This window comes from Dongia sp. P2_B8 (genome assembly GCF_056404715.1).
Genome location: NZ_JBFUDM010000004.1, coordinates 125,392 through 148,275, shown reverse-complemented (window position 1 = coordinate 148,275; position 22,884 = coordinate 125,392). Strand labels below are relative to the sequence as shown.

The 22,884-nt window shown below is 61.7% G+C and carries 14 protein-coding genes; 7 read left to right on the top strand and 7 right to left on the bottom strand.

All coding sequences use genetic code 11. The annotated features are described in order from the left end of the window. Positions 1-21 precede the first annotated feature (21 nt). Positions 22-1,227, bottom strand: coding sequence for a mitochondrial fission ELM1 family protein (locus AC1DWZ_RS14495; RefSeq protein WP_477169623.1), 1,206 nt, complete (start codon positions 1,225-1,227; stop codon positions 22-24). Between the two features lie 229 nt (positions 1,228-1,456). Here AC1DWZ_RS14495 and AC1DWZ_RS14490 point away from each other — a divergent pair, with 229 nt between their 5' ends. Both AC1DWZ_RS14490 and pbpC read left to right on the top strand, forming a co-directional pair. Beyond that, positions 1,457-6,664 (top strand): alpha-2-macroglobulin family protein, encoded by a 5,208-nt coding sequence (locus AC1DWZ_RS14490; protein ID WP_477169622.1) that lies wholly within the window; start codon positions 1,457-1,459, stop codon positions 6,662-6,664. Positions 6,665-6,674: 10 nt separating this feature from the next. Beyond that, positions 6,675-8,774 carry a penicillin-binding protein 1C gene (pbpC, locus tag AC1DWZ_RS14485; RefSeq protein ID WP_477169621.1) on the top strand — a complete coding sequence of 700 codons (2,100 nt, stop codon included), beginning with the start codon at positions 6,675-6,677 and terminating at the stop codon, positions 8,772-8,774. 1 nt (position 8,775) lies between these two features. Here pbpC and AC1DWZ_RS14480 read toward each other — a convergent pair whose 3' ends face one another. Then, positions 8,776-10,176 (bottom strand): aminotransferase, encoded by a 1,401-nt coding sequence (locus AC1DWZ_RS14480; RefSeq protein ID WP_477169620.1) that lies wholly within the window; start codon positions 10,174-10,176, stop codon positions 8,776-8,778. 26 nt (positions 10,177-10,202) lie between these two features. Then, positions 10,203-11,921 (bottom strand): tetratricopeptide repeat protein, encoded by a 1,719-nt coding sequence (locus AC1DWZ_RS14475; protein WP_477169619.1) that lies wholly within the window; start codon positions 11,919-11,921, stop codon positions 10,203-10,205. Positions 11,922-12,091: 170 nt separating this feature from the next. Between AC1DWZ_RS14475 and AC1DWZ_RS14470 the strand changes: the two genes are divergently transcribed. Together AC1DWZ_RS14470 and AC1DWZ_RS14465 are read left to right on the top strand one after the other, a co-directional pair. Then, positions 12,092-13,288, top strand: a complete 1,197-nt coding sequence (locus AC1DWZ_RS14470) for a D-alanyl-D-alanine carboxypeptidase family protein (protein ID WP_477169618.1) — start codon at positions 12,092-12,094, stop codon at positions 13,286-13,288. A 74-nt stretch (positions 13,289-13,362) separates the two neighbouring features. Beyond that, on the top strand, positions 13,363-13,974 hold the full coding sequence (locus tag AC1DWZ_RS14465; RefSeq protein WP_477169617.1) for a hypothetical protein: 612 nt from the start codon (positions 13,363-13,365) through the stop codon (positions 13,972-13,974). 4 nt (positions 13,975-13,978) lie between these two features. On the opposite strand, the gene AC1DWZ_RS14460 is transcribed toward AC1DWZ_RS14465, so the two are convergent. Together AC1DWZ_RS14460 and AC1DWZ_RS14455 are read right to left on the bottom strand one after the other, a co-directional pair. Then, positions 13,979-14,845, bottom strand: coding sequence for a tetratricopeptide repeat protein (locus AC1DWZ_RS14460; RefSeq protein WP_477169616.1), 867 nt, complete (start codon positions 14,843-14,845; stop codon positions 13,979-13,981). Between the two features lie 3 nt (positions 14,846-14,848). Then, positions 14,849-15,403: a PAS domain-containing protein gene (locus AC1DWZ_RS14455; RefSeq protein WP_477169615.1), complete on the bottom strand. Its 555-nt coding sequence runs from the start codon at positions 15,401-15,403 to the stop codon at positions 14,849-14,851. A gap of 118 nt (positions 15,404-15,521) precedes the next feature. On the opposite strand from AC1DWZ_RS14455, the gene AC1DWZ_RS14450 reads away from it, so the two are divergent. Further along, positions 15,522-16,262 carry a DUF502 domain-containing protein gene (locus AC1DWZ_RS14450; protein ID WP_477169614.1) on the top strand — a complete coding sequence of 247 codons (741 nt, stop codon included), beginning with the start codon at positions 15,522-15,524 and terminating at the stop codon, positions 16,260-16,262. Here AC1DWZ_RS14450 and recG read toward each other — a convergent pair. Next, positions 16,254-18,335: an ATP-dependent DNA helicase RecG gene (recG, locus tag AC1DWZ_RS14445; RefSeq protein WP_477169613.1), complete on the bottom strand. Its 2,082-nt coding sequence runs from the start codon at positions 18,333-18,335 to the stop codon at positions 16,254-16,256. The two genes, AC1DWZ_RS14450 and recG, sit on opposite strands and share 9 nt — an antisense overlap. A gap of 75 nt (positions 18,336-18,410) precedes the next feature. On the opposite strand from recG, the gene AC1DWZ_RS14440 reads away from it, so the two are divergent. Then, the gene (locus tag AC1DWZ_RS14440) at positions 18,411-18,692 is read left to right on the top strand and encodes a succinate dehydrogenase assembly factor 2 (RefSeq protein WP_477169612.1); all 282 of its coding nucleotides are present in this window, start codon (positions 18,411-18,413) and stop codon (positions 18,690-18,692) included. Continuing rightward, positions 18,692-22,183: a transcription-repair coupling factor gene (gene mfd / locus AC1DWZ_RS14435; RefSeq protein ID WP_477169611.1), complete on the top strand. Its 3,492-nt coding sequence runs from the start codon at positions 18,692-18,694 to the stop codon at positions 22,181-22,183. The genes AC1DWZ_RS14440 and mfd overlap by 1 nt, the downstream gene beginning before the upstream one ends. A 3-nt stretch (positions 22,184-22,186) precedes the next feature. Here mfd and AC1DWZ_RS14430 read toward each other — a convergent pair whose 3' ends face one another. Further along, a complete protein-coding gene (locus AC1DWZ_RS14430) occupies positions 22,187-22,834 on the bottom strand; it encodes a DsbA family oxidoreductase (RefSeq protein WP_477169610.1) in 648 nt (215 codons plus the stop codon). Positions 22,835-22,884: the final 50 nt, after the last annotated feature.

Genomic DNA, 22,884 nt, shown 5'->3' with positions numbered 1-22,884 from the left:
CAGATATAGGATAATAATCCCCTACTTCAATTGGCGCTGTCGCCAAAGGTCTTGGATTCGGGCAAGTACGCCGTCGATCTCCTGCCGCAATTCCGTGAATGATGGCTGGGTGCCGGCCGGCACGTCGCCCAGCGGCCGCGCGACACCCAAGGCAATCAGCCGGTTTTCCAGCTGGTCGATATCGCGTCGCGGTCGCGCCTTGCCGCGCCGCGTCCAGAAATCATAGAGCTTGTCCAGGGGATCGGCGGGCTGCTCGGCATCCTGGCGGGCCTTCCGCCTCAGGCGCCAGTTGCGCGACAAGGCTGATTTGAGGCCCGGCTTGATCTTGGGTGGGATCTTGGGCAAGTGGAAAAGATAGATCGGCTTCTGCCGCGTAGCGGCTTCCGCCACCATCGATGCGCTGTCGACCGACACCACAAAATGGTCGGCCAGCGCCAACATGGCCTTATAGGGATTGTCGCCAGCGGCGTCGAAGGGGGCGAACAAGTGGCTGCCTGGCGCCAGGTCGAGCAATCCTCTTTTGAGAGTGTCGGTTGTGTCAGGCTCGGTGCGGGGCGAGGTGGTGACCAGCAGGCTGCCCCCAACCTTATCCTGAAACTGGCGGAGTTCAGCCAGCATCCGGTCCGCTTCCGGTTGCCCGAACGCCAATTGCGGCGTCGGCCCGCCGACCATGACGGCTGTCCAGGGCCGTGGCAGGGCGGCAAAACGCTCGTGCCAGAGTGCCGTGGCCCGGCCCAATTCGTCCCCATCAACGAAAACGAAGGGTAGGGTGATTTCTATCACATTCGCCGCGGCCGGCAGATTGTATTGAGGGGTGGTGACGACAAGATCGAACAACCCCAGATCGACCCGTGGCCGACCGAGATGAATGTGCAGGATAGGGCGTTCCGACTGCGCGCGAATCCAGCGCGCCACAGGGACAGAGCGACGGCCGATCGCGATGATCGCATCCGGCCAGGGCGGGCCCAGAGGATCGCTGCCGGCGATGTCGATACCGGTCAGACTGGCGCCGCGGTCCTTGAAGTCGACAGGACAAGCCTCGTCATAGCGGATCTGCTTTGGCGTGCCGGGCCAGCCGAGGGCGCGGCCCAGCGCCAGGACCTGGGCGTTGTCGCCTGTGCGCTCGCCGAGAAGGAGCCATGTCAGAGGGACAGAGGCCCGCGGCGAGGAGGCCTGGGGTGCCGACGCTTGGGGCGGCGTGGTGGCATTTGTCTGCGGGTCGGTCATGGCCGGCGGACATTAGCAATCGAATCGCCAAGCGCCAAGGCGACGAAAATATTTGAGCGACATGGCGGGACGCCCAAATCCTGTCGCAATCATCGGGTATCAAATCAATCTGTCGGCGCTATAATTGGTCGCGGCGTGTATTTGCGGGACGGGCAAGTACGGGACACGCTGCGACGCGAAGACACCGATACCAAATTCCAGACAAACTCGTTCATGCGGGAAAATTGACATGCGTGCGCCCATCTGCCGTCTCGGCCTGCTCCTCCTTCTCGTTTGCCAATTCCTGATCCCACAGTCTGCCAGCGCCGCCGATCTCACGGACGTGGCACGCGAGGCGGCTGCCTACCGCGCCGAACTGCAGGCTGCGGCCAAGGGCGATGATCCACGGCGCATCGACCTCATTGTGAGCCAATCGAAATCGGAAGCCGATGCGCGCCGCTTCCGCGAGGCCGCGGCCCTGCGTGCCCGGGCCATTGGTCTGGGCGACGAGGGCTATGACAGCTGGATCACGCTGGCCAGCCTGTTGGAAGGTGCTGGCGAAAAGCGCCAGGCGGCATTGGCCGCCTATCGTGCCTTCACCGAAACCAGCCAGTATGAATTGCAGGCTGCGTCGCTCAACATGGTGGCGAAGCAATTCGATAATCTCGATGAGAAACGTCTGGCACTCGCCGCTTATGAAGCGGCGCAGCGCTACAATTACGATGATCAAGCGTCGGCAAGAGCCGAACAGATCCGGCAGATGCTGGCTTTTTCGCTGACGACTACCAAGCTCAACACCGAAGGCGAGACGCCGGAAGCCTGCCTCGAATTCCGCGGCGATCTCACCACGCCGGACGCCGTTAACTACCAGGATTATGTCCGCATCGAGCCGGATGTGAAGGCGACCTATCGCGTTTCCGGCCCGCAGCTCTGTGTCGGCAATCTGGGCTTTGGTGAATCCTACAAGATTACGGTGCTCAAAGGTCTGCCGGCACTCGATGGCCAGAAGCTGACGGAGAACGAGGAATGGGCGTTCTCCGTGGGCGACCGCGCACCCAGCATCGGCTTCCGCAACCAAGCTTATGTGCTGCCCAAGATCGGCAGCACGGGCGTGCCGCTGATCACCGTCAATGTCGACAAGGCCAAGATGCGCCTGATGCGCATCAACGACCGTAACCTGATCAACGAGCTCTATCAGGGGCGTTTCCTCAATAATCTCGAGGAGTATGACCGCGAGAGCATTGCCGAAAAGTCGGGCGAGGAAATCTGGACCGGCGAAATGGACATCGCGAACGACCGCAACAAGCGCGTCGTCACGGCCTTTCCGATTGATGAAGTGGTGCCGGATACCAAGCCAGGCATCTACATCCTGATCGCCCACAATGCCGCCGACGAAGAATCCCAGGACGATTACTCCTGGCGCTGGCAGCCGCAATCGACGCAATGGCTGGTGGTGTCCGACGTCGGCCTGACCGCTTTCAACGGGACCGACGGGCTCAATGTGCAGGCCCGCTCCCTGGAGACCGGCCGGCCGATGCACCGGCTGGAGCTGCGCCTCATTGCGCGCAATAACGAGGTGCTGGCCAAGGCGCTCACCGATACCGCGGGCATGGCGCATTTTGATCCCGGCCTGTTGCGCGGCGCCGGTGGCCGCACGGCGACGGCGGTCATGGCTTTCCGCCGCGATGGCGATTTCAGCTTCCTGGATGTCAGTGGCCCGGCCTTCGATCTCTCTGACCGGGGCGTCGGCGGCCGGACCATGCCGGACGATCTCGACATCTTCTTCTATACCGACCGCGGCGTATATCGTCCCGGTGAGACGGCCCATGTCATGGCACTGTCGCGCGACCCGTCGGCCAATGCCCTCCAAGGCCAGAAGCTGACCTTCCGCCTGTTGCGGCCGGACGGTATCGAGGCCAAGCGCTTTGTTGATGTGGCAGATATCGGCGGCGGGTACAGCGTCGATGTTGATTTGCCCAGCTCGGCACGGACCGGTCCCTGGACGCTGGAAGCCTATCTCGATCCGGAAGGCGATGCGTTGAGTTCAACGCAGTTCCTTGTCGAAGATGTCGTTCCGGCACGCATCGAAGCCAAACTCACGGCGGCAGCCGACGTACTGACCCCGCCGGAACCGCTGCCGGTCCAGATCGACGCCAAATATCTCTACGGCGCGCCGGCCGCCAATCTGGCGGTCAAGGCCGAAGTGGTCATCGCGGCTGACCCCAAGCCGTTTGCCGACCTCAATGGCTATCGTTTTGGCCTTGCCGATGAAAAGGTCGAAGCAGAGCGCCTCGCCTATGACGATACGACGACCGACGATCAGGGACATCTCGAACTGGATATGTCGTTTGACGCGGTCCCGGACGCGCAAGTGCCGCTGGCGGCAACGTTGCGGGTCGAGGTCTATGAATTTGGTGGCCGCCCGGTGATCGAGACGATCACCAGGCCGATCCGCAACAAGGACCTCTATCTCGGCATCAAGCCGCTCTTCTCCGACGATCAGGCGCAGGAGGGCTCGCCGGCCGAGTTCGAAGTTCTGGCTGTGGGCCGCGACGGCAAGACCAAGGCGCAGTCGAACCTGTCCTATCGTCTGGTGCGGGAAGATTGGGACTATGTCTGGTACTACCGCGACAATCGCTGGGACTATGATTATGTCGTCCGCGACGCGGAATCCTCGACTGGAGCCGTCACCGTGGCTGCGGACCAGCCGGCCAAGCTGAGCTTGCCGGTCGGTTGGGGCCGCTATCGCCTCGAGGTCTTCGACCCGGCCAGCGGCACGGCGAGCTCCGTGCGCTTCTATGCCGGCTGGTGGTCGGCACCGGGTACCGGCGGCACACCTGACAAGATGCAGGTCGTTGCCGACAAGGAACTCTATGGCGTCAAGGACACGGCTGAAATCCGCCTGAGTGCACCCTTCGCCGGCGAAGCCCAGGTCACGATCGCGACCGATCATGTGATCGACAGCTATCCTGTCTCGGTGCCGAAGGATGGCAAAACGATCAAGATCGATATCGACAAGAAATGGGGTGCCGGCGCCTATGTGCTGGTGAACGCCTTCCGCGCCGGCAAGGGCAACGAGCATGGCCCGGGCCGTGCCATCGGCCTGACCTGGCTCGCGATTGATCCGAAGCCGCGTGCGCTGCAGGTCTCGATGACCGTGCCGGAAACGATGAAGCCGCGGCAATCGGTGGAAATCCCCATGACCGTCACCAATCTCGCCGGCAAGGACGCCTATATTACCTTGGCGGCCGTCGACGAAGGCATTCTGCAACTGACCGATTTCGCGACACCCGACCCGCTCGATCATTATTTCGGCAAGCGGCGTCTGGGCGTCGAGATCCGCGATCTCTATGGCCAATTGATCGATGGCAAGGAAGGCAAGCGCGGCACCATCCGCTCCGGTGGCGATGGCGAGGGCCTGGCCAAGCGCGGTGCGCCAAAGGAGATCAAGCTGGTGGCGCTGTTCTCCGGCATCGTGAAGCTGGATGCGGCCGGCAAGGCGGTCATCAAGTTTGAGGTGCCGGACTATAACGGTCGCCTGCGGCTGATGGCGATTGCGTGGGACGACCAGAATGTCGGCGCTGCGGAGGCTGGCCTGATCGTCCGCGATCCGGTCGTGGCCCTGGCTTCGGCTGCCCGCTTCCTGGCACCTGGCGACAATAGTGCGGTTTCGCTCTCGATGCAGAACGTGGAAGGAGCTGCTGGCACCTATGAGATCGACCTCACGGCCAGCGACAATCTGCGGCTAACAGGTGACACGCATCTCAGCGTCGATCTTGCCAAGGGCGCCAGTCACGATTGGCGCGTCGGCATTCAGGGTCTGGCGGTGGGCGAGGGCAGTGTGGATATCGCCATGAAGGGACCGGACGGCTTTGCCCTCACGCGCAAGGTCAATCTGCCGGTACGGCCGGCACAGGCAGCCATCAGCCAGACCTTGACAGAGCGCCTGTTGCCTGGCGCACCGCTCAAGGTCTCAGCCAATGCCCTGGCTGATTTCCTGCCCGAGACGGCGGATCTGCGCCTGTCCTTCAGCCAGCACCCGAACCTGGACGTACAGAGCGTGCTGGCCAACCTCTATCACTATCCCTATGGCTGTCTGGAACAGACCACGAGCGTTGCGTTTCCGCTTCTCTTCACCAATGAGGTGGCGGAAATCTGGTCGCTGGAAAACAAATACGCCACCAGCGATCCGAAAGAAGTGCAGAAGGCGATCGGCCGGGCGTTGGAACGCCAACGCAGTGACGGCCTCTTTGGCCTGTGGACCAGCTTCAGTTCACCGGAAAACTGGCTGTCGGGCTTTGCCATGGATTTCCTGACCCAGGCACGGGAGCGTGGCTACGAGGTGTCGGACGTGGCCTATAATCATGGCCTCGACGGCTTGCGATATGTAGCGACCGACTACAACAATGACAGTGCCGACAATCTCGCAGCCCGCGCCTATGCGGTCTATGTGCTGGCAAAGGCGAAGCAGGCAAAGCTCAGCGAGCTGCGCTATCTCGCCGACAATTACCTCGACCGCATGCCGACAGGCCTCGCTTTGGCCCAACTTGGTACGGCTCTCGCCCTCAATGGTGATATCGCCCGCGCCAACAGCGCGTTTGATGCTGCCCTTCTGGCGGTGAATCGGGCGCGCCGGCATATGCTCGATTACGGCTCGGATCTCCGGGATCTGGCCGCGATCATCACCTTGCTGACTGAAGCCAAGCTGCCGGGTCGCGACCCGACGATCTATCTCGATACCTTGGCCAATCTGCAGTCCGGCCGCAGCTATCTCAGCACCCAGGAAGAGGCCTGGATCCTGATGGCGGCGAAGGCGACGACGGCTTCGTCAGCGTCCGAAGTCAACATCGCCCGCGATGCCGAGGCGGACGTCAAGCAGACGAAGCCCTATTTCCTGCATCTGGTGGCCGATCAAATCGGCAGTGGCTCGATCTTCACCAACAAGGGATCGGAACCGGTTTATGCCAAGGCGACGGTGAGTGGCGTGCCGATTGCCGATCTGCCGCCGGAGCAGAGCGGTTTCGAGATCACCCGGACCTTCTTCACGCTGACCGGTGACCCCATTGACCTCACCAAGGTGCGACAGAATGATGTCCTGGTCGCCGTTATCAAAGGGACGGTGAAGGCAGCGGACTATCGCCGCGCCCTCGTGGTCGATCTGTTGCCGGCAGGACTGGAGATCGAGAACGAACGCCTGACCGACACGCGCCGGACGGGCGATCTCTCGTGGCTGCCACCGCTGGCGAACGTCAACTACAGCGAGTTCCTGGATGATCGTTACATTGGGGCGCTCGATGTTGACGCCGATACCGAGAGCGGCAATTTCGCCCTGGCCTATATGGTCCGCGCGGTGACGCCGGGCGATTATGCCGTGCCGGCCGTGCAGATCGAGGACATGTATGCGCCGGAAGTCCGCGGTCGCGGTGGCCGCGATCAGCTGACGGTGTTGGCCTACTGACGGAGCGGCCGTGAAGGTTCTACGCCATCGCGTCACCCGGATTGCTGCCGTCGCCAGTGGGCTCGTCCTGCTGGCGATGGTTGCCGGCTGGGTGGCCGATGCGCTGTATCCGCCCTTCATGGGCCGCCTGCGCGATCATTCGACCTTGGTCCTGGCGGCGGATGACAGTGTCCTCCGCGCCTTTGCGACGCCGGATGGTGCTTGGCGTTTTCCAGCGGATACCCGGTCGGTCGATCCGAAATTCCTACGCTATCTGGAGACCTTCGAGGATGGCCGTTTCGGCTGGCATCCCGGTGTTGATCCCCTGGCTATCGTCCGCGCTGGTTTCCAGGCGATGGTGGCGGGGGAGGTCGTGTCCGGTGCCTCGACCCTCACCATGCAGACAGCGCGGTTGCTGGAGCCGCGACCGCGCGGCCTGAAGGCCAAAGCGATCGAAACGCTGCGGGCGCTGCAACTGACCTGGCGGCTGGGCCGGGATGGTGTTCTGGACATCTATCTGACGCTGGCACCCTATGGCGGCAATCTCGAAGGCGTCCGTGCGGCAAGCCTTGGCTATTTCGGCAAGGAACCCCTGCATTTGACGGAGGCGGAGGCCGCCTTGCTCGTGGTCCTGCCGCAAAGCCCGGAACGACTGCGGCCAGACCGCTTTCCTGAGGCCGCCAAGCGCGCCCGCGACAAGGTCCTTGCGCGCCTTCTGGCGGACGGCGACATCGACCAATCCACCTATGACACGGCCCTGGCAGAGCCGATTCCGACCCGCCGCATGCCCGCTTTGAGCGACGCGCCACATCTTGCTGAGCGTCTGCGGCGCGACATGCCGGACCTTGCCGTGATTCACACGACCATCGATCACGATCTGCAGCGCAGCTTGCAATCCCTGTTGATGCGCCGCTCAGTCAATCTGGAGCCAGGCGCCACCACGGCCGCCCTTGTCGTTGCAAATGATGGACGCAAGGTGCTGGCCTATCTGGGGTCAGCCAATTATTTCGATCGGCGCCAGTTCGGGCCGATCGACATGGTGGAAGCGGTGCGCTCACCAGGCTCCGCACTGAAGCCCTTCATCTATGGCATGGCCTTCGATCAACTGGTGGTGCATCCGGACACGATCATGGTCGATCAGCCCATGCGCTTTGGCGATTGGGCGCCAGAGAATTTCGATCATCTGTTCCGTGGCGAAATTTCGGCACGTGAAGCCTTGCAGCTGTCGCTCAACCTGCCAGCCGTCAGCCTGATGGATGCAATCGGCGCGCCGCCCTTTGCACAGAAGCTCGCCGATGCCGGTTTTCCACTCTATCTGCCGAAAGACGCCGGGGGACGGGCAGGGCTTCCCATAGCGCTTGGCGGTGTTGGTGTGACCCTGGAGCAGATGGTGGCCCTCTATGCATCCTTCTCCGAAGAGGGGCAGGTGCGGGCACTGAATTTCCTGGCCGATACCCCGGCGGCGGCGGCGCGACCACTTATCGGTCCCCTTGGCGCCTATTACGTGACCAGCATCCTGGAAGACACGCCGCCGCCGGCCTCGTGGCTTGCGTCGGCCAACCGCCGGCAAGCGAGCCGGATCGCCTACAAGACCGGCACCTCCTATGGCTATCGGGATGCCTGGGCCATTGGCTATACGAAGGATTACACGATCGGCATCTGGGTGGGGCGCCCCGATGGGTCTTTCTCCGGTGGCCGCATGGGGCGCGATGCGGCAGCACCTTTGTTGTTCGAAGCTTTCGACCAACTGCCGCCGAGCGACAGCGCCTTGCCCGGGACACCGCCCGCCGGCGTCCTGCTAGTCGGCAATACCGCGTTGCCGGCCAATTTGCGGCGCTTCGATTCTGGTCCGGCCTTGGCCGCTTCGCGGAAGGAGCAGGACAAGCTGCGGATCGCCTTTCCCTTGGATGGATCGACGGTGCCTCTGCCGGAAAGCGAAACACCGATGCCGCTGGTCCTAAAGGCCGAGGGCGGCAATCTGCCCCTGCGCTGGCTGGTCAATGGCAAGCCTGTAAGCTCGCCGCCCTATCTCCGTCAGGCGCAATGGGATCCGGACGGGAAGGGCGCGCAGCGCGTCACCGTCATCGATTCCGGGGGCAAATCCGCCAGTGCCGAAATCTGGTTGAAATAGCTCAGGCCCGCCACAGGCCTTCGCGTCTCAGATCATCCATCACCTCGACAATGCCCTGGCGCAATGTCTCGACCGCGAAGTCGATTTGGCTGCGATTGATAATCAATGGCGGCGACATGACGACAAGATGGCCGATCGGCCGCGCCAGCAAACCTTTCTCCTGGCACTTCTCGAAAATGCGCTTGCCGACATTCCAATCAGCCGGAGGCACGGTCTTGTTCTTCTTGTCCGAGGTGCATTCAACGCAGACCATGAAATGGCTGCCACGCACGTCGCCGACCATCTCGAGATCGGCGAGCTCGCCCAGCCGATCGCGGAAATAGGGTCCGGTCTTGCGCACATGGCCGCAAATATCTTCGCGCTCGAAGATGTCGAGATTGGCCATGCCAGCGGCACAGGAAACCGGGTGCGCGGAATAGGTATAGCCATTGGCAAAGGTCTGCCCACGGCCGGCCTTGTCGGTAAGAGTGGAATAGAGCCTGTCGGAGACGATCATCGCGCCCAGCGGGATGTAGCCTGAGGTCAACCCCTTGGCACAGGTGATTATGTCGGGCTCGATGTCGAACACTGTCTTCGAGGCGAAGATATGGCCCAATCGGCCGAAACCGGTGACGACTTCGTCGGAAATATAGAGCACGTCATATTTCCGGCAAACTTCCCACGTTCGCCGCTGATAGCCGGGCGGCGGCACGATGACACCGCCGGAAGCGAGCAGGGGTTCGGCGATGAAGCAGGCAACATTGTCAGGTCCCAGCGCCAGGATCTTATCCTCCAGCTCCTTCACCTTGGCATCGCAGAACGCCTCCATCGACATGCCGTCCGGACGGCGATAGGGATTGGGCGCCGAGATGTGGTGGATGAAGCCGGTCTCGAGATCCATGTTGCCGCGATCCGCGGGCTTGCCGGAGACCGAGGCGGTGAGGTAGGTCGAGCCGTGATAGGCGTATTCCCGGGTGATGATGTGCTTCTTCTTCGGCCGTCCGTGGAAGTTGTTGTAGAAATGGACGAAACGCAGAGCTGAATCGACAGCAGTCGATCCGCCCGTCGTGAAGAAGACGTGCTTGAGATCGCCGGGCGTGTGCTGCGTCAGGCGATGGGCAAATTCGATGGCAGGCGGGTTGCCGATGACACCGAACGGTGAAAAATACGCCATCCGGCGTGCCTGCTCCGCCATGGCGTCGGCGATTTCACCGCGACCATAGCCGGCGTTGACGCACCACATACCGCCAATGCCATCCAGCATCTTCTGGCCCTGGACGTTGTAGACATAGGCGCCTTCGGCTGCCGATACGATCAGCGGATCGGTATCCTTGACCAGGCCCAGATCGACCCAGGGATGAATGAGATGCGCACGGTCTTTGGCGGCGAGGTCGGCCGCATCAAACGCGAAATTGGTCGACATGGGGAACTCCGGAAAGAGGCGGGGCGTCAGCTTTTCTTCTTGGACTTCTTAGCCAGCGCCTTGGCCTTGGCGACGTCGGCGGCACTCATTTCGCTGCCAACCTGATTGAGCAAATTGCGCGCTTGCAAGGTCGTCGATTGGCTGGGGTCCGATGCAAGGCCGGCCGACGGACCTTCTGCAGCCAAGGTCAACCAACGATAGGATTCGATAAGGTCCTGCGGGACACCTTGGCTGCGATAATAGAGGGCGCCAGCCTGGTATTGTCCCTTGGGGTTTCCGCGCTCAGCCGCCATCAGATACCATTGCAGGGCCTGGATGTCGTCCTGCGGGATCCCCTGGCCGTAATCGTAGATGTTGCCGACGATCACCTGCATGTTGGTGTCGCCGGCTTCACCCAGTGATTTGAAAATGCCGAGAGCCTGTTCATACTGGCCTTGTTCGAAGGCCTTCCAACCTGCCTGCGCGGTAGCATTGCCGGCAGGCTCTTCCGCGATTGAATAGGATGAACCCGAGGGTGCCGCTGTCCCGGCGGCTGCCGTGCTCGGCGCGGCGGCGATGATCGGTGTCGCGGCCGGCACCGTCGAGGGTTCTGCAACTGCTGGTGCAGCCGCTGGTGCGGTGGGCGCAACGGCAGCGGATTGCGTGGGCGCGGGTGCTGCGCCGCAACGGCGATATGCAATGCCCAGCAAGGATTTTGGCATCGTCGGCGGAATGCTGACGATGATCATCTTGTCGGGGCCACTGCGCTGATAGGTGTATTCCTGCGGCACACCATCGCCGCCGGTCGCCGTCACCACAATGTTGTCACCGGAAATCTTGTAGGTTGAGCTGAGACGAACAGCGACTTGTCCGTCGAACCAGCTCAAAGTCTCCGCATCCGTGAATTCGACGCCGCCACCGGTGGGGCAGCCGAGAGACGGGCCCTGCCACTGGCCGACCAGCCAATTGCCGTCGGTGCGGGCCGGCGCGGGCGCAGCTGGTGTTACCGCCGCCTGTTGGATGGCCGCCGGCTGTGCGGCGACCGGCTGTGCAGGGGCAGTCGCGGCAGCGGCGGTGCCAGTTGCCGGCATTGTCACGGTGTTCCCACCGAGATCGAGAGCGATCGGTGCATCGGAAGCGGGAGCCGCGGGTGCAGGTGCAGCAGCCGGTTCGCCAGAAATAACAAGATTGCTGTCGTCGGAAGATTCCGCATTTGCGGTTGGGGCGGCGGCAGCACCTTCGACCGGCTCGGCGAGATTGCCGGTGACACTCGGCGTCGTGAAGGTCGGCACGACGGCCGCGGCGGCGGTATCAGAAGGCGGCGGGCTGGCCGGGCGGAGATGATTGAGAAGCGCTGCCGACTGCTGATCGCCGGCAGCTGCGCCCTTCTCATACCATTGCTTGGCAAGCTCCAGGTCGAATGCGACACCGTGGCCCGTCGCATACTGATTGCCCAGGTTGCGCATGGCGAGCGGCAGGCCTTGCTGGGCGGCCATCTCATACCAGCGTGCTGCCTCGGCATTGTCTTCCGTGACGCCCAGCCCGTGATCGTAGAGGGCGCCAAGGCTGTTTTGCGCCACCGCGTCGCCAGCTTCGGCGAGCGGCAGCCACGCATCATAGGCAGCCTTGAAATCGCCCTTGTAATAAGCATCGACGCCGGTCTGATAGTCGGCCCAAGTGGGCAGAGCGGCAAAGACACTGGTCCCTGCCAGGACAGCCAGGCTCAGAAAGCCACCGACTATGAGATTGCGCGTGATTCGGATCACAGATACCCCCAAAACTCTTCCAATTCCGGGACCTTACCGTCGTAAAACCCCGGAACAATGCCTAAAACGCTTGTGACTTGTCGCAGACTCATGTCTTAACATCCAACCCCATTTTGGGATTTGAGGGAAGTATGTTGCTGCAGGCATTCAGGCGTCGGTTTTGGGCAATTTTGGCCCTGTTTATTGCGCTCTGGGCCGTCGGCGGTGCGACCCCCGCGATGGCGCGCAATGTCAGTGTTCTGGTCGACGCCAAGGACGGGGCTGTGCTGCGGGCCGACGGCGCCAACGCGCTCTGGTATCCGGCCTCGCTGACCAAAATGATGACGGCCTACATGGTGTTCGAGGCCGCCAAAGTCGGCAAACTTCACTTTTCGGACAAGATCACCATTTCGGCTACCGCTGCCGGCCAATCACCAACCAAGTTCGGATTTAAGGTTGGTCAAAAGATTACGGTAGAACAAGCCCTTACAGCGATGATTGTGGTGTCGGGCAATGATGCCGCCGTGGCCCTTGCCGAAGCAATCGGCGGCAACGAGGAAAGTTTCGCCAGCATGATGACTCATACTGCGCATGCCATCGGCATGACTCGCAGTGAGTTTCGCAATGCATCAGGGCTGCCCAATGCTGCCCAAGTGACGACTGCCCACGACATGGCGCTACTCGCCATGCGCATTCTGCAAAACTATCCGGAACACTATCATTTCTTCGGGTCACGCTCCGTCACCATCGCCGGCCGCACACAACCCTCGGTTAACGGAATTCTATCGTCCTACCAGGGGGCGGACGGCATGAAGACCGGGTTTACTTGCGGCTCCGGCTACAATCTGGTTGCGTCCGCCAAGCGGAACGGCCGGCGTCTGATCGGCGTTGTGCTGGGTGGCAGCAACCGTGGCGAACGCGCAGCGCTCATGACGCAACTGCTCAATGCCGGATTTGCCCTGTCGCCGGATGCAGCGCCGAAACTGAAGGACATGCCGATCCAAGTGTCGGCCGCCGAACAGGGGCCGCCGCCGACCTTGCTCAAAGGTGGCGATTGCAGCCAGCGGATTGCCGAAGAAGGCAACTCGACCATCACGTCGACCGCTCGCATTTCCGGCTGGGGCATCGTGTTCGGTGCCTTCCCGCAAAGGAGCCGGGCTGAAGCGATCATTGCCGAGATGAAAAAGAAACTGACCGGCACGATCAAAAAGGGCCGTCCGGCCATTATCCAGCGGACCTGGGAGGGCATGACCCGCTATTCGGGCCTCCTGGTCGGCTTGGAGCAAGGAGAAGCCGGCAAAGCCTGCAAAAAAATCTGGGCAGACAAGGGATATTGCCTAGTCCTCAGCCCCGCCGTGCTCTCAAATCCTGACGCAGAGTGGCGATAAGAATCCGATCACATTTTCTTGAATGCGCCATCCCGCCCGGAGCCGAGGTTAGGGCTGGGTGTTATATTTAGGCAATGAAGATACTTTCGTTTCCCAAAAACATGTTGGTGGTCGCGGCCCTGGCGCTTGCCGCCTGCACCACACCCGCGCCGCCGCGCCCTGCCATGCAACCGCTGTCGGTCGCCGGCAATTTCGGCTTTAGCGAACGGGACGTTGATGCCGATACGATCGAGGTGACTTATCGTGGCGCCAACGTTCAGGTTTCCGCCCGCGAGCCGCGAGCGGATTCCAGGGTCACGGCGGAAAAAGAAAAGGTCCGTGATCTGGCTTTGTTGCGCGCCGCCCAGATCGCGCAGGAACGCGGTATCAAGGCCATTCGCATCGTCAATGAAAAGACCGACAGCGATATCGACGTGCAATCCTATCCACGTTGCCGGCCGGCACCTTTTTGGGGGCCACCGGGTTTCTGGGGTTATCCGGGATATGGCTATGGTTACGGCTACCGGAACTACTATGGATGGCAGGGTGATTATCTTTGCTCGGAAAACCGTTCCGCAAAGGGCAAGGCTATCGCCGTGTTGACGGTGGATCTGGTGGCCCAGCCGGCGCCAACCGATCAAATACTGCCGGTCGATGAGACCGTGGCGCGCCTACAGAAAATGTACGCCACGTCGACCTATCAGTAGGTGGCTACTGGGGGGCGGCTTCGCCTTCCACTTCCGGCTTGGGATTGCGGATATGGATGACCTTTTCGGCCGCCTTGATGGCACCTGGCTCCAGCTTATGTTCCAATTCGTCCACCAGGGCCTCTGCCTTCTTGAAATCCTGCCCCGGTTTCAGGCGATCAATGGCAATGCGAGCCCAGACATAGGCTTCAAGATCGTTCTGCTCGGCGCCGTTGCCGGCTGCATAAAGCTGTGCCATTGCCAAGGCAGCCTTGGCATTGCCGGCATGAGCGGCCTTCAGCGTGTATTCCGCGCCTTTGACGGGGTCCGGTTGCAGACCGTCGCCTGCTACCAGCATGCGCCCGACCTCATATTGCGCGACCGCATTGCCGCCATCGGCTGATTTCACGATCCACTTCAGAGCTTCGATCTTGTCCTGTGCCACGCCTTCGCCATCGGCGTACATGAGGCCAAGGAAATATTGTGCGCCGAGATGACCGCGTTCTGCGGCCTCGTGATACCAGGCTGCCGATTGTTTCAAATCCTGCTTCACGCCATTCCCGGTATAAAGCAGGTTGGCGAGATTGAATTGTCCGTTGGCAAAACCGAGTTCCGCCGAGCGGCGATACCAGCCGGCGGCCATTGTCGCGTCCTGCTCGACACCGAGACCCTTGTTATAGAGAACACCGATATTGTTCATGGCTTCAGCATCGCCAGCCTGTGCCTTCTTCGACCATTCCTGAAGAGCCAGCCCATAATCGCCGTGCATGAACGCTGCGGATCCGGGATCTATCTCGCTTTGCGCCAGGGCGGGCGCTGCGAACGCAAGAACAACCGCGACGCCGAGTGGCAATACGTGACGGGAGAGTGTCGGCAAAAGAGATCGCATCATGTCTCAGTTCTTCTCATTGTCATGTGGTGGTTCGGACTCTTTCGTGCTCTCGCGCAACAGGCCGCTCGGTTCGGCGATCGGCGTAAAATCGTCGACGCTGAGGCAGTGTGTAAGGGTGCCGTCCGTCTCGCCCAGCGGATACAAGGCCCATTTGAAAACATGATCGGAGCGGCCCTGCCAATCAACCTTTGAAAAACCGAAGACTGGCTGCCTGGTCTCATAAAGGCGCTGATAGAGCATCAGATTGAGAGCCTGATGCTGATCGGTCCATCCGGTCTCATGCAACCAAGTGCCGGAGAAATCCTCACCGGCAAAGCGGGCGACTTCAGTTCCGACCAGGCGGTAGCGTACCCGGAAGGGTTGATCATGCAATTCCATAATTGAGAGGTAAGGCAGCCAGCTGCGAAAAGCGATTGGGTCAATTTCAGCACGTCTTGGGAACAGGCGCTCGCCGCGCAGGTCTTCCCAGATAGTTTCGACACCGGCGATGACGTCGGACTCCATCCGGGTGCGATCAGCGAAGCAAACCAGCCCTTCGATCCAGTCCAATTCACCCATGCGCAATGCCGATATCCCGGGTAATGCCCTAATTGTGCTTGATTCTGCCGGAGTTGCGTCAGCGGTGCCAGTGCTATTTGATAGGGCCGATTTTGGTCACAAAAAGGTACGTTGGATCATGAGCCAGCCGGATAACCCGCAACAGCCGGGCCCCGACTCCCCGCCGCCCCATCTGTCGTCCGAAGATCTGCTGCCGAAACGGATTCGGCTCGGGTTCGGCGTACGGTTGCGCAACTATTTCCTGGCCGGCATCCTGATCACGGCACCGGTCGGCCTCACGGTCTATATCGCATGGCTGTTCATCAACTGGGTTGACCAGACGGTGCTGCCGCTGGTGCCGCCGGAATACAACCCCGAAAACTACCTGCCGTTCTCCATCCCCGGCATCGGTCTCATCATCGTCCTCATCGTGCTCACCCTTATCGGCGCTGTGACGGCCGGCTTGTTCGGGCGCCTGACGCGGCAGTTGATGGAGAGCGTGCTCAATCGCCTGCCAATCATCCGCAGCATCTACAGCGCCATCAAGCAGATCGTGGAAACCGTCCTTGCCAACCAATCGGCTGCGTTCCGTGACTGCGTGTTGGTGGAGTTCCCGCGTGCTGGCGCCTGGACCCTGGGCTTTGTCACCGGCACGACGCCGCCGGAAGTTGCTGCGGCCATTGGCGGCGATGCGCTCACCATCTTCGTGCCGACGACACCCAATCCGACGTCGGGCTATCTCATCTTCGTACCGCGCACGGATGTGAAATATCTCGATATGTCGGTCGAGGACGGGATCAAGCTGGTTGTGTCTGGCGGTATCGTGGCGCCCGGCAAGGCCGTTCCGAAGAACGCGTCAAAGGCGAAACCGTCAACCTGATCGGATGGTTTTGACGACGGCGTCCTTCTCGAAAAGATAGAGGAGGACGCGCAGCGCAAGGCCACGCTCGCTGACCAGTTCCGGGTCCTTTTCCAGCACCAGACGGGCATCGTCGCGGGCGATCTGGATGAGGTCGGCATGGGCGACGAGGTCTGCCAGATGGAATTCCGGCAGACCACTCTGCCGCGTGCCCAGCAGCTCACCAGCGCCGCGGAGGCGTAAATCTTCTTCCGCGATGCGGAAGCCGTCTTCCGTTTCGCGCATGATGTTGAGACGCGCCTTGGCGGTCTCGCTCAAAGGTGTCTGGTAGAGCAGCAGGCAGCTCGACTTGCCTGACCCGCGGCCGACCCGCCCACGCAGCTGATGCAGCTGGGCAAGGCCGAAGCGCTCGGCATGTTCGATCACCATCACGGTGGCCTGCGGGACGTCGACCCCGACCTCGATCACCGTCGTCGCCACCAGGATATCGATTTCACCGGCCTGGAATTCTGCCATGGTCTTGTCGCGCTCGATTGCCTTCATCTGACCATGCACCAGCCCGACGCGGTCACCAAACAGCATCTTCAGCATCTCGTGCCGTTCGGTGGCAGCGGCGAGGTCGATGAGTTCCGATTCATCTACCAGCGGGCAGACCCAATAGACTCGCGACCCTTGTGCCGTTGCCCGGTGCAACCCTTCGGCTACCTCGTTCAGACGATCCAGCGGGATGATGCGCGTATCGATCGGCTGCCGCCCTGGCGGCTTTTCGGTCAGGCGCGAAACGTCGATATCGCCGTAGGCGGTGAGCGTCAGCGTGCGAGGGATCGGCGTTGCGGTCATGACCAGCAAATCGACGCCCTTGCCTTTCTCCGAAAGGGCGACACGTTGCTGCACGCCAAAGCGATGCTGCTCGTCAACAACGGCAAGGCGCAGATCGTCGAATACGATGGTTTCCTGCACCAGCGCGTGCGTACCGACGACCAGCTTGGTTTCACCGGAGGCGAGGTCGGCCAGAATGCGGTCGCGCGCCTTGCCCTTGTCGCGCCCGGTCAGCAGGCGCAGTTCCAACCCGGCCGCCCGCAACAGCGGCTCCAGGGTGGCAAAATGCTGTCGCGCGAGAATATCCGTGGGGGCGAGCAGGGCGGCCTGACCGCCAGCCTCCGCCGCGATCAGCATGGCAAAGAGTGCAACCACCGTCTTGCCGCTGCCGACATCGCCCTGGAGCAGGCGCAGCATGCGTTGCGGGGACGCCATGTCGCTGGCAATTTCCTCGATTGCCTGGCGCTGCGAGGCAGTGAGGTCATAGGGCAGCCGCGCCTTGACGCGGGAGGTCAGCGCGCCGGTTGCAACGCAAGGCCGTCCAGCCAGCCGCCGATTATGTTGCCGCACAAGCGCCAGGGCGACTTGGCTGGCCAGCAATTCATCGTAGGCCAGGCGCTGATGCGCGACCGTGCCGGGTTCGAGATCGGTTGTCCCCGCCGGCCGGTGCACGGTTTCGATGGCCGGCTTCCATTTCGGCCAATTGTGCCGCTTCATGACATGGCCGTCGATCCATTCCGGCATGTCCGGCGCGCGGTCGAGCGCCGCGGCGACCGCCTTGAGAACCAGGCGCGGTGTCAGGCCCGCAGTCAGGCCATAGGTCGGCTCAAGGCCCTTGATCTCATCCATGCGCTCCGGCGGCAGGATGTAATCGGGATGCACCATGTTGAGGGTGCCGGCATAGCGCTCGACCTTCCCGGAGACGGCGCGCCATTCGCCCGGCGGCAGCAAATTCTGGATGTAGTCGACCCTTGGGTTGAAAAACACCAGGTCCACCGCCCCGGAATCGTTCACGCAGGAAACACGGTAGGGTTGGCGCGGCCGCTGCGGCGGCAGATGGATCGTTACCTGGACCTTCAAGGTCACCGTGGCACCGTCCGCAACTGTATCGATGGGGGGTTCCTGCTGGCGTTCCAGCAATCCCGTGGGCAAATGCCACAGCAGGCCGGCCACATTGGGGCCGGTCAATTTCTCGAACAGCTTGCCGAGCCTAGGCCCGATGCCGGGCAGGCTGGTCACCGGGGCAAAGAGCGGGTAAAGGATTTGCGGTCGCAAGGGATTCCGGGTCCGGCTGCTGCTGGAAACGGGGGGACTCTATGCGCCAAACGTAAAAGAGGGAAGGGTATCGGCATGGAGGAGGTGGAGCGACAGCGCAAAAGGCTGATGTTCCAGTGCCGCCACCGTGGGACCAAGGAACTTGACCTGGTTCTGGGGCCTTTTGCCGAAGCCAATCTGCCCACCATGAATGCTGACGAGTTACGCGATTTGAGTGCCTTCCTGAGCGAAATCGACCCCGATATCTATGATTGGCTGTCCGGCCGCGAAAGCCTGCCGGACAGGTTGCGCAGTCCTGTGACCGCCCGGCTGGTGGCCTTTGGCCGTCGGCGCCTTTCCGGAGTGGGTGAGCCCTGATGCGCCAGATCCTGCCTTTTGACCTACCAAAGGACGTGGCCGCGGCCGGCCGCCATGATGTGGGCGGCGTACCGGACGGGCATGATGCCCAATTGGTCGCCGGTATCGCGCGGGTGCGCACCCTCAACGGCCTGCTCCATGTTGCCCGCGACGATCTGCGCATGGCCCGGATGATCGACGCGCTGCGCTTCGTGGCCCCCGAACTTGAGGTGCTGGCCTTCCCGGCCTGGGATTGCCTGCCCTATGACCGTTCCTCCCCGCACCGGGACATTCTGGCGGCACGCATCGAAACGCTGACGGAGCTTGCCAAGGCGGGTGCCAGCGGCCGGCCATTGCCGATTGTCGTTACCACGGTGGCGGCTCTGCTGCAGAAGGTTCCGGCGGCGGCGGCCTTTAAGAACAGCGGCCTCGACCTCGCGCGCGGCAAGACGCTGAGCCAAGAGGAGGTTGTGACCTACCTTTTGGGCAACGGCTATTTGCGCAACGCGACAGTGACTGAATCCGGTGAATTCGCGCTCCGCGGTGGAATCATCGATCTCTATCCGCCGGGAACGCCGCAGCCGCTGCGGGTCGACTTCTTCGGCGACGAGATCGAGGACATCCGCCAGTTTGACCCTCTGACCCAGCGCAGCCAGGAAAAACTCGATCAATTCCAGATCAAGCCGGTGAATGAGATCACGCTGACGCCGGCAGCAATCGAAGCCTTCCGCACCGGATACCGCGAGATATTCGGCGCGAGTGGTCTGGATGATCCGCTCTATGAGGCCATCAGTGCCGGCCGCCACTATCCCGGCATGGAGCACTGGCTGCCGTTGTTCGGAGCACCTCTGGTGGCGCTCGATGGCTACATGCCGCAGGCGGTGATCACGCTCGATCATCAGGCGGACGAGGCCAAGCGCGCGCGCCTCGACACGATCACTGATTTCTACAGTGCCCGCAAAGATCTGCAACGGGCCGAGCGGGAATCAGGGGCTGCTGTCTATAAGCCGCTACCCCCCGATCAGCTCTATCTCACCGATACCGATTGGAAGAACCTGGCGCGCCGCCATACGATCTTCGCCTTCCACCATTTCGGGGCGGGCACGGACGGCGCGTTGCGGGCGACGGGTGCTCCCGGCCTCAACTTCGCCGAAGCGCGTATCAATCCTGACATCAATGTCTATGACGCCGCGGCCAAGACAATCCGCGTTGAGCAGCAGGCCGGCAAGCGCGTCCTGCTGACCGCTTTCAGCCAAGGTGCCGTCGAGCGCATCGGCCATCTGCTTAACGAACATGGCTTGGTGAAGCAGGTTGCCGTCGATAGTCTGGCCGAGTTTATGGCCTATCCGCGTGACACGTTGGGCCGCGCGGTGCTTGGGCTGGATCAAGGCTACAATGCCGAAGGCCTGCTGGTCGTCACCGAACAGGATATTTTGGGCGACCGGCTGACACGGACGGTCACCCGGAAGCGCAAGACCGAAACATTCCTCGCCGAACTGGCCAATTTCAGTGCCGGCGATTTCATCGTCCATGTCGATCACGGCGTCGGCCGGTACGAGGGGCTTGAAACCCTTGATGTCGGTGGAGCGCCGCATGACTGTCTGCGCCTTACCTATGCCGGCAACGACAAGCTCTATGTGCCGGTCGAGAATATCGAAGTCCTCACGCGCTATGGCGGTGAGGATGCGCTGGTCGAACTCGACAAACTAGGCGGTGCGGCCTGGCAGGCGCGGAAAGCTCGCGTCAAGCAGCGCATCAAGGACATCGCGCAGCATCTCCTCAAAGTAGCCGCTCAGCGTGCCATTCGCGAAAGCGATCCGCTGTCAGCACCTGCCGGCACTTTCGACGAATTCTGCGCCCGCTTCGCCTATGCCGAGACCGAAGACCAGCAGCGCGCCATCGACGACGTGCTGACCGATCTTGCAGCCGGCAAACCGATGGACCGTCTGGTCTGCGGGGATGTCGGCTTCGGCAAGACAGAGGTTGCCTTGCGTGCCGCCTTCGTGGCGGCGATGAGCGGTAAGCAGGTTGCGGTGGTGACGCCGACGACCTTGCTCTGCCGCCAGCATTTCAAGACCTTTACCGAGCGGTTCCGCGGCTTCCCGGTCCGGGTGCGCCAGTTGTCGCGCCTGGTGGGCGCCAAGGAAACCAAGGAGACCAAGGCCGACCTCAAGGACGGACGGGTCGAAATCGTCATCGGTACTCATTCGTTGCTGGCGAAATCGGTCGAATTCGCCGATCTCGGCTTGCTGATCGTTGATGAGGAGCAGCATTTCGGCGTCAGTCAGAAAGAGCGCCTGAAGGAGCTGCGTGGCGACATCCATGTGCTGACACTGACGGCAACACCGATCCCGCGCACGTTGCAATTGGCGCTGACTGGTATTCGCGAGATGAGCCTGATCACCACACCGCCAGTCGATCGCTTGGCTGTGCGCACCTTCGTGCTGCCCTTCGATCCGGTCGTGGTGCGGGAAGCGATCCTGCGGGAACAGTTCCGTGGCGGTCAGATATTCTATGTCTGCCCGCGCATCGAGGATCTTGAGACGGTTGCAGAGCGGGTCCGCAAGCTGGTGCCGGAGGTGAAGATCGTTACCGCCCATGGCCAGATGTCGGCGACTTCTTTGGAGAAGGCCATGACGGCCTTCTACGACCGCAGTTATGACATGCTGCTGGCGACCAACATCATTGAATCGGGTCTCGATATTCCCAGCGCCAATACGATGATCATCCACCGTGCCGATATCCTCGGCTTGTCGCAGCTCTATCAGTTGCGCGGCCGTATCGGACGCTCCAAGCTGCGCGGCTATTGCTATCTCACCACGATACCGAACAAGACCCTCACAGAGACGGCACAGAAGCGTCTTGATGTCATGCAGACGCTCGATCAGCTGGGCGCCGGCTTTACGTTGGCCAGCCACGATCTTGACATCCGAGGCGCCGGCAACCTGCTGGGCGAAGAACAATCCGGCCAGGTGCGCGAAGTGGGCGTCGAGCTCTATCAGCAGCTGCTCGAAGAAGCGGTCGCGGAAGCACGCGGCGATCTGCGCGCCCAGCAGAAGCAGGAATGGGCGCCACAGATCAATCTGGGTACTTCGGTTCTCATCCCGGAAGCCTATGTCACGGATCTTTCAGTCCGCCTCAGCCTCTATCGCCGCATCGCGACGTTGGAGAACGATCAGGAGGCCGAAGCCTTTGCTGCGGAAATGATCGACCGCTTCGGGCCTTTGCCGAACGAAGTCGAGAATTTGCTGAAGATCGTGGCTGTGAAGCGGCTGTGCCGTGCCGCCGGCATCGAACGGATCGAAGCCGGTCCCAAGGGTGCCGTCTTGAGCTTCCGGCAAAACCGTTATGCCAAGCCTGACCGCCTGATCGACTATATCTCAAAGCGCTCGGACATCATGTCGGTACGACCGGATCAAAAACTGGTTTACCGCCAGGATTGGCTGGATGCCGATGCGCGCGTGAGCGGCGTTCGGAAATTGATGGACAAGCTCGCCGACATGGCGGCGTGACGCTCAGGAGGCGGCGCGTTCGCCGTCATCCTCGCGGGCCAAATCGAACATTGAATAAAGCACTTCCGGTTCCTGGGCCCCCGAGAGGCCGAAACGGCCGTTGAAGATGAAATAGGGTACGCCCGTGATGCCGAGGCGGCGCGACTGAAAATCCTCGGCAAGCGCCAAATCGATTTCCGGAATGCCCTCAACTGCGGCGTGGGCCGTTTCGGTGGAAAGGCCGGCTTCCGCGGCCAACTCAATCAACTTATCTGGATCACCGATGTCGACGCCTTCCGTGAAATAGCTGACATAGAGCCGATCAAGGAGAGCTGCCTCGCGGCCGATCTTTGCTGCCGCCTGCAACAGGCGATGCGAACGCAGCGTATTGGGCGTCCGCTGGATGCGATCGAACGCAAAATGAATGCCCTCATTGCGGCCGACCCGTGCCACGCTGTCAAAGACCCGCTGCGCGCGCTCCAGGCTGCCGAACTTTGCCGTCATATACTGCGCCCGGTCGATGCCGGCCATCGGCATGCCCGGATTGAGCTGAAAGGCACGCCAGCGGATCACCAGGCCCGGCTGCGGCCGGTTGGCCAAGGCGCGCATCAGCCGGCGCTTTCCGATATAGCACCAGGGGCAGACCGTATCGGCGAAGATCTCCAGCAACATGGCGATATTGTCCTCGCCCGGGGCTGATATGGCAAGGGTGGAGCGGTCGA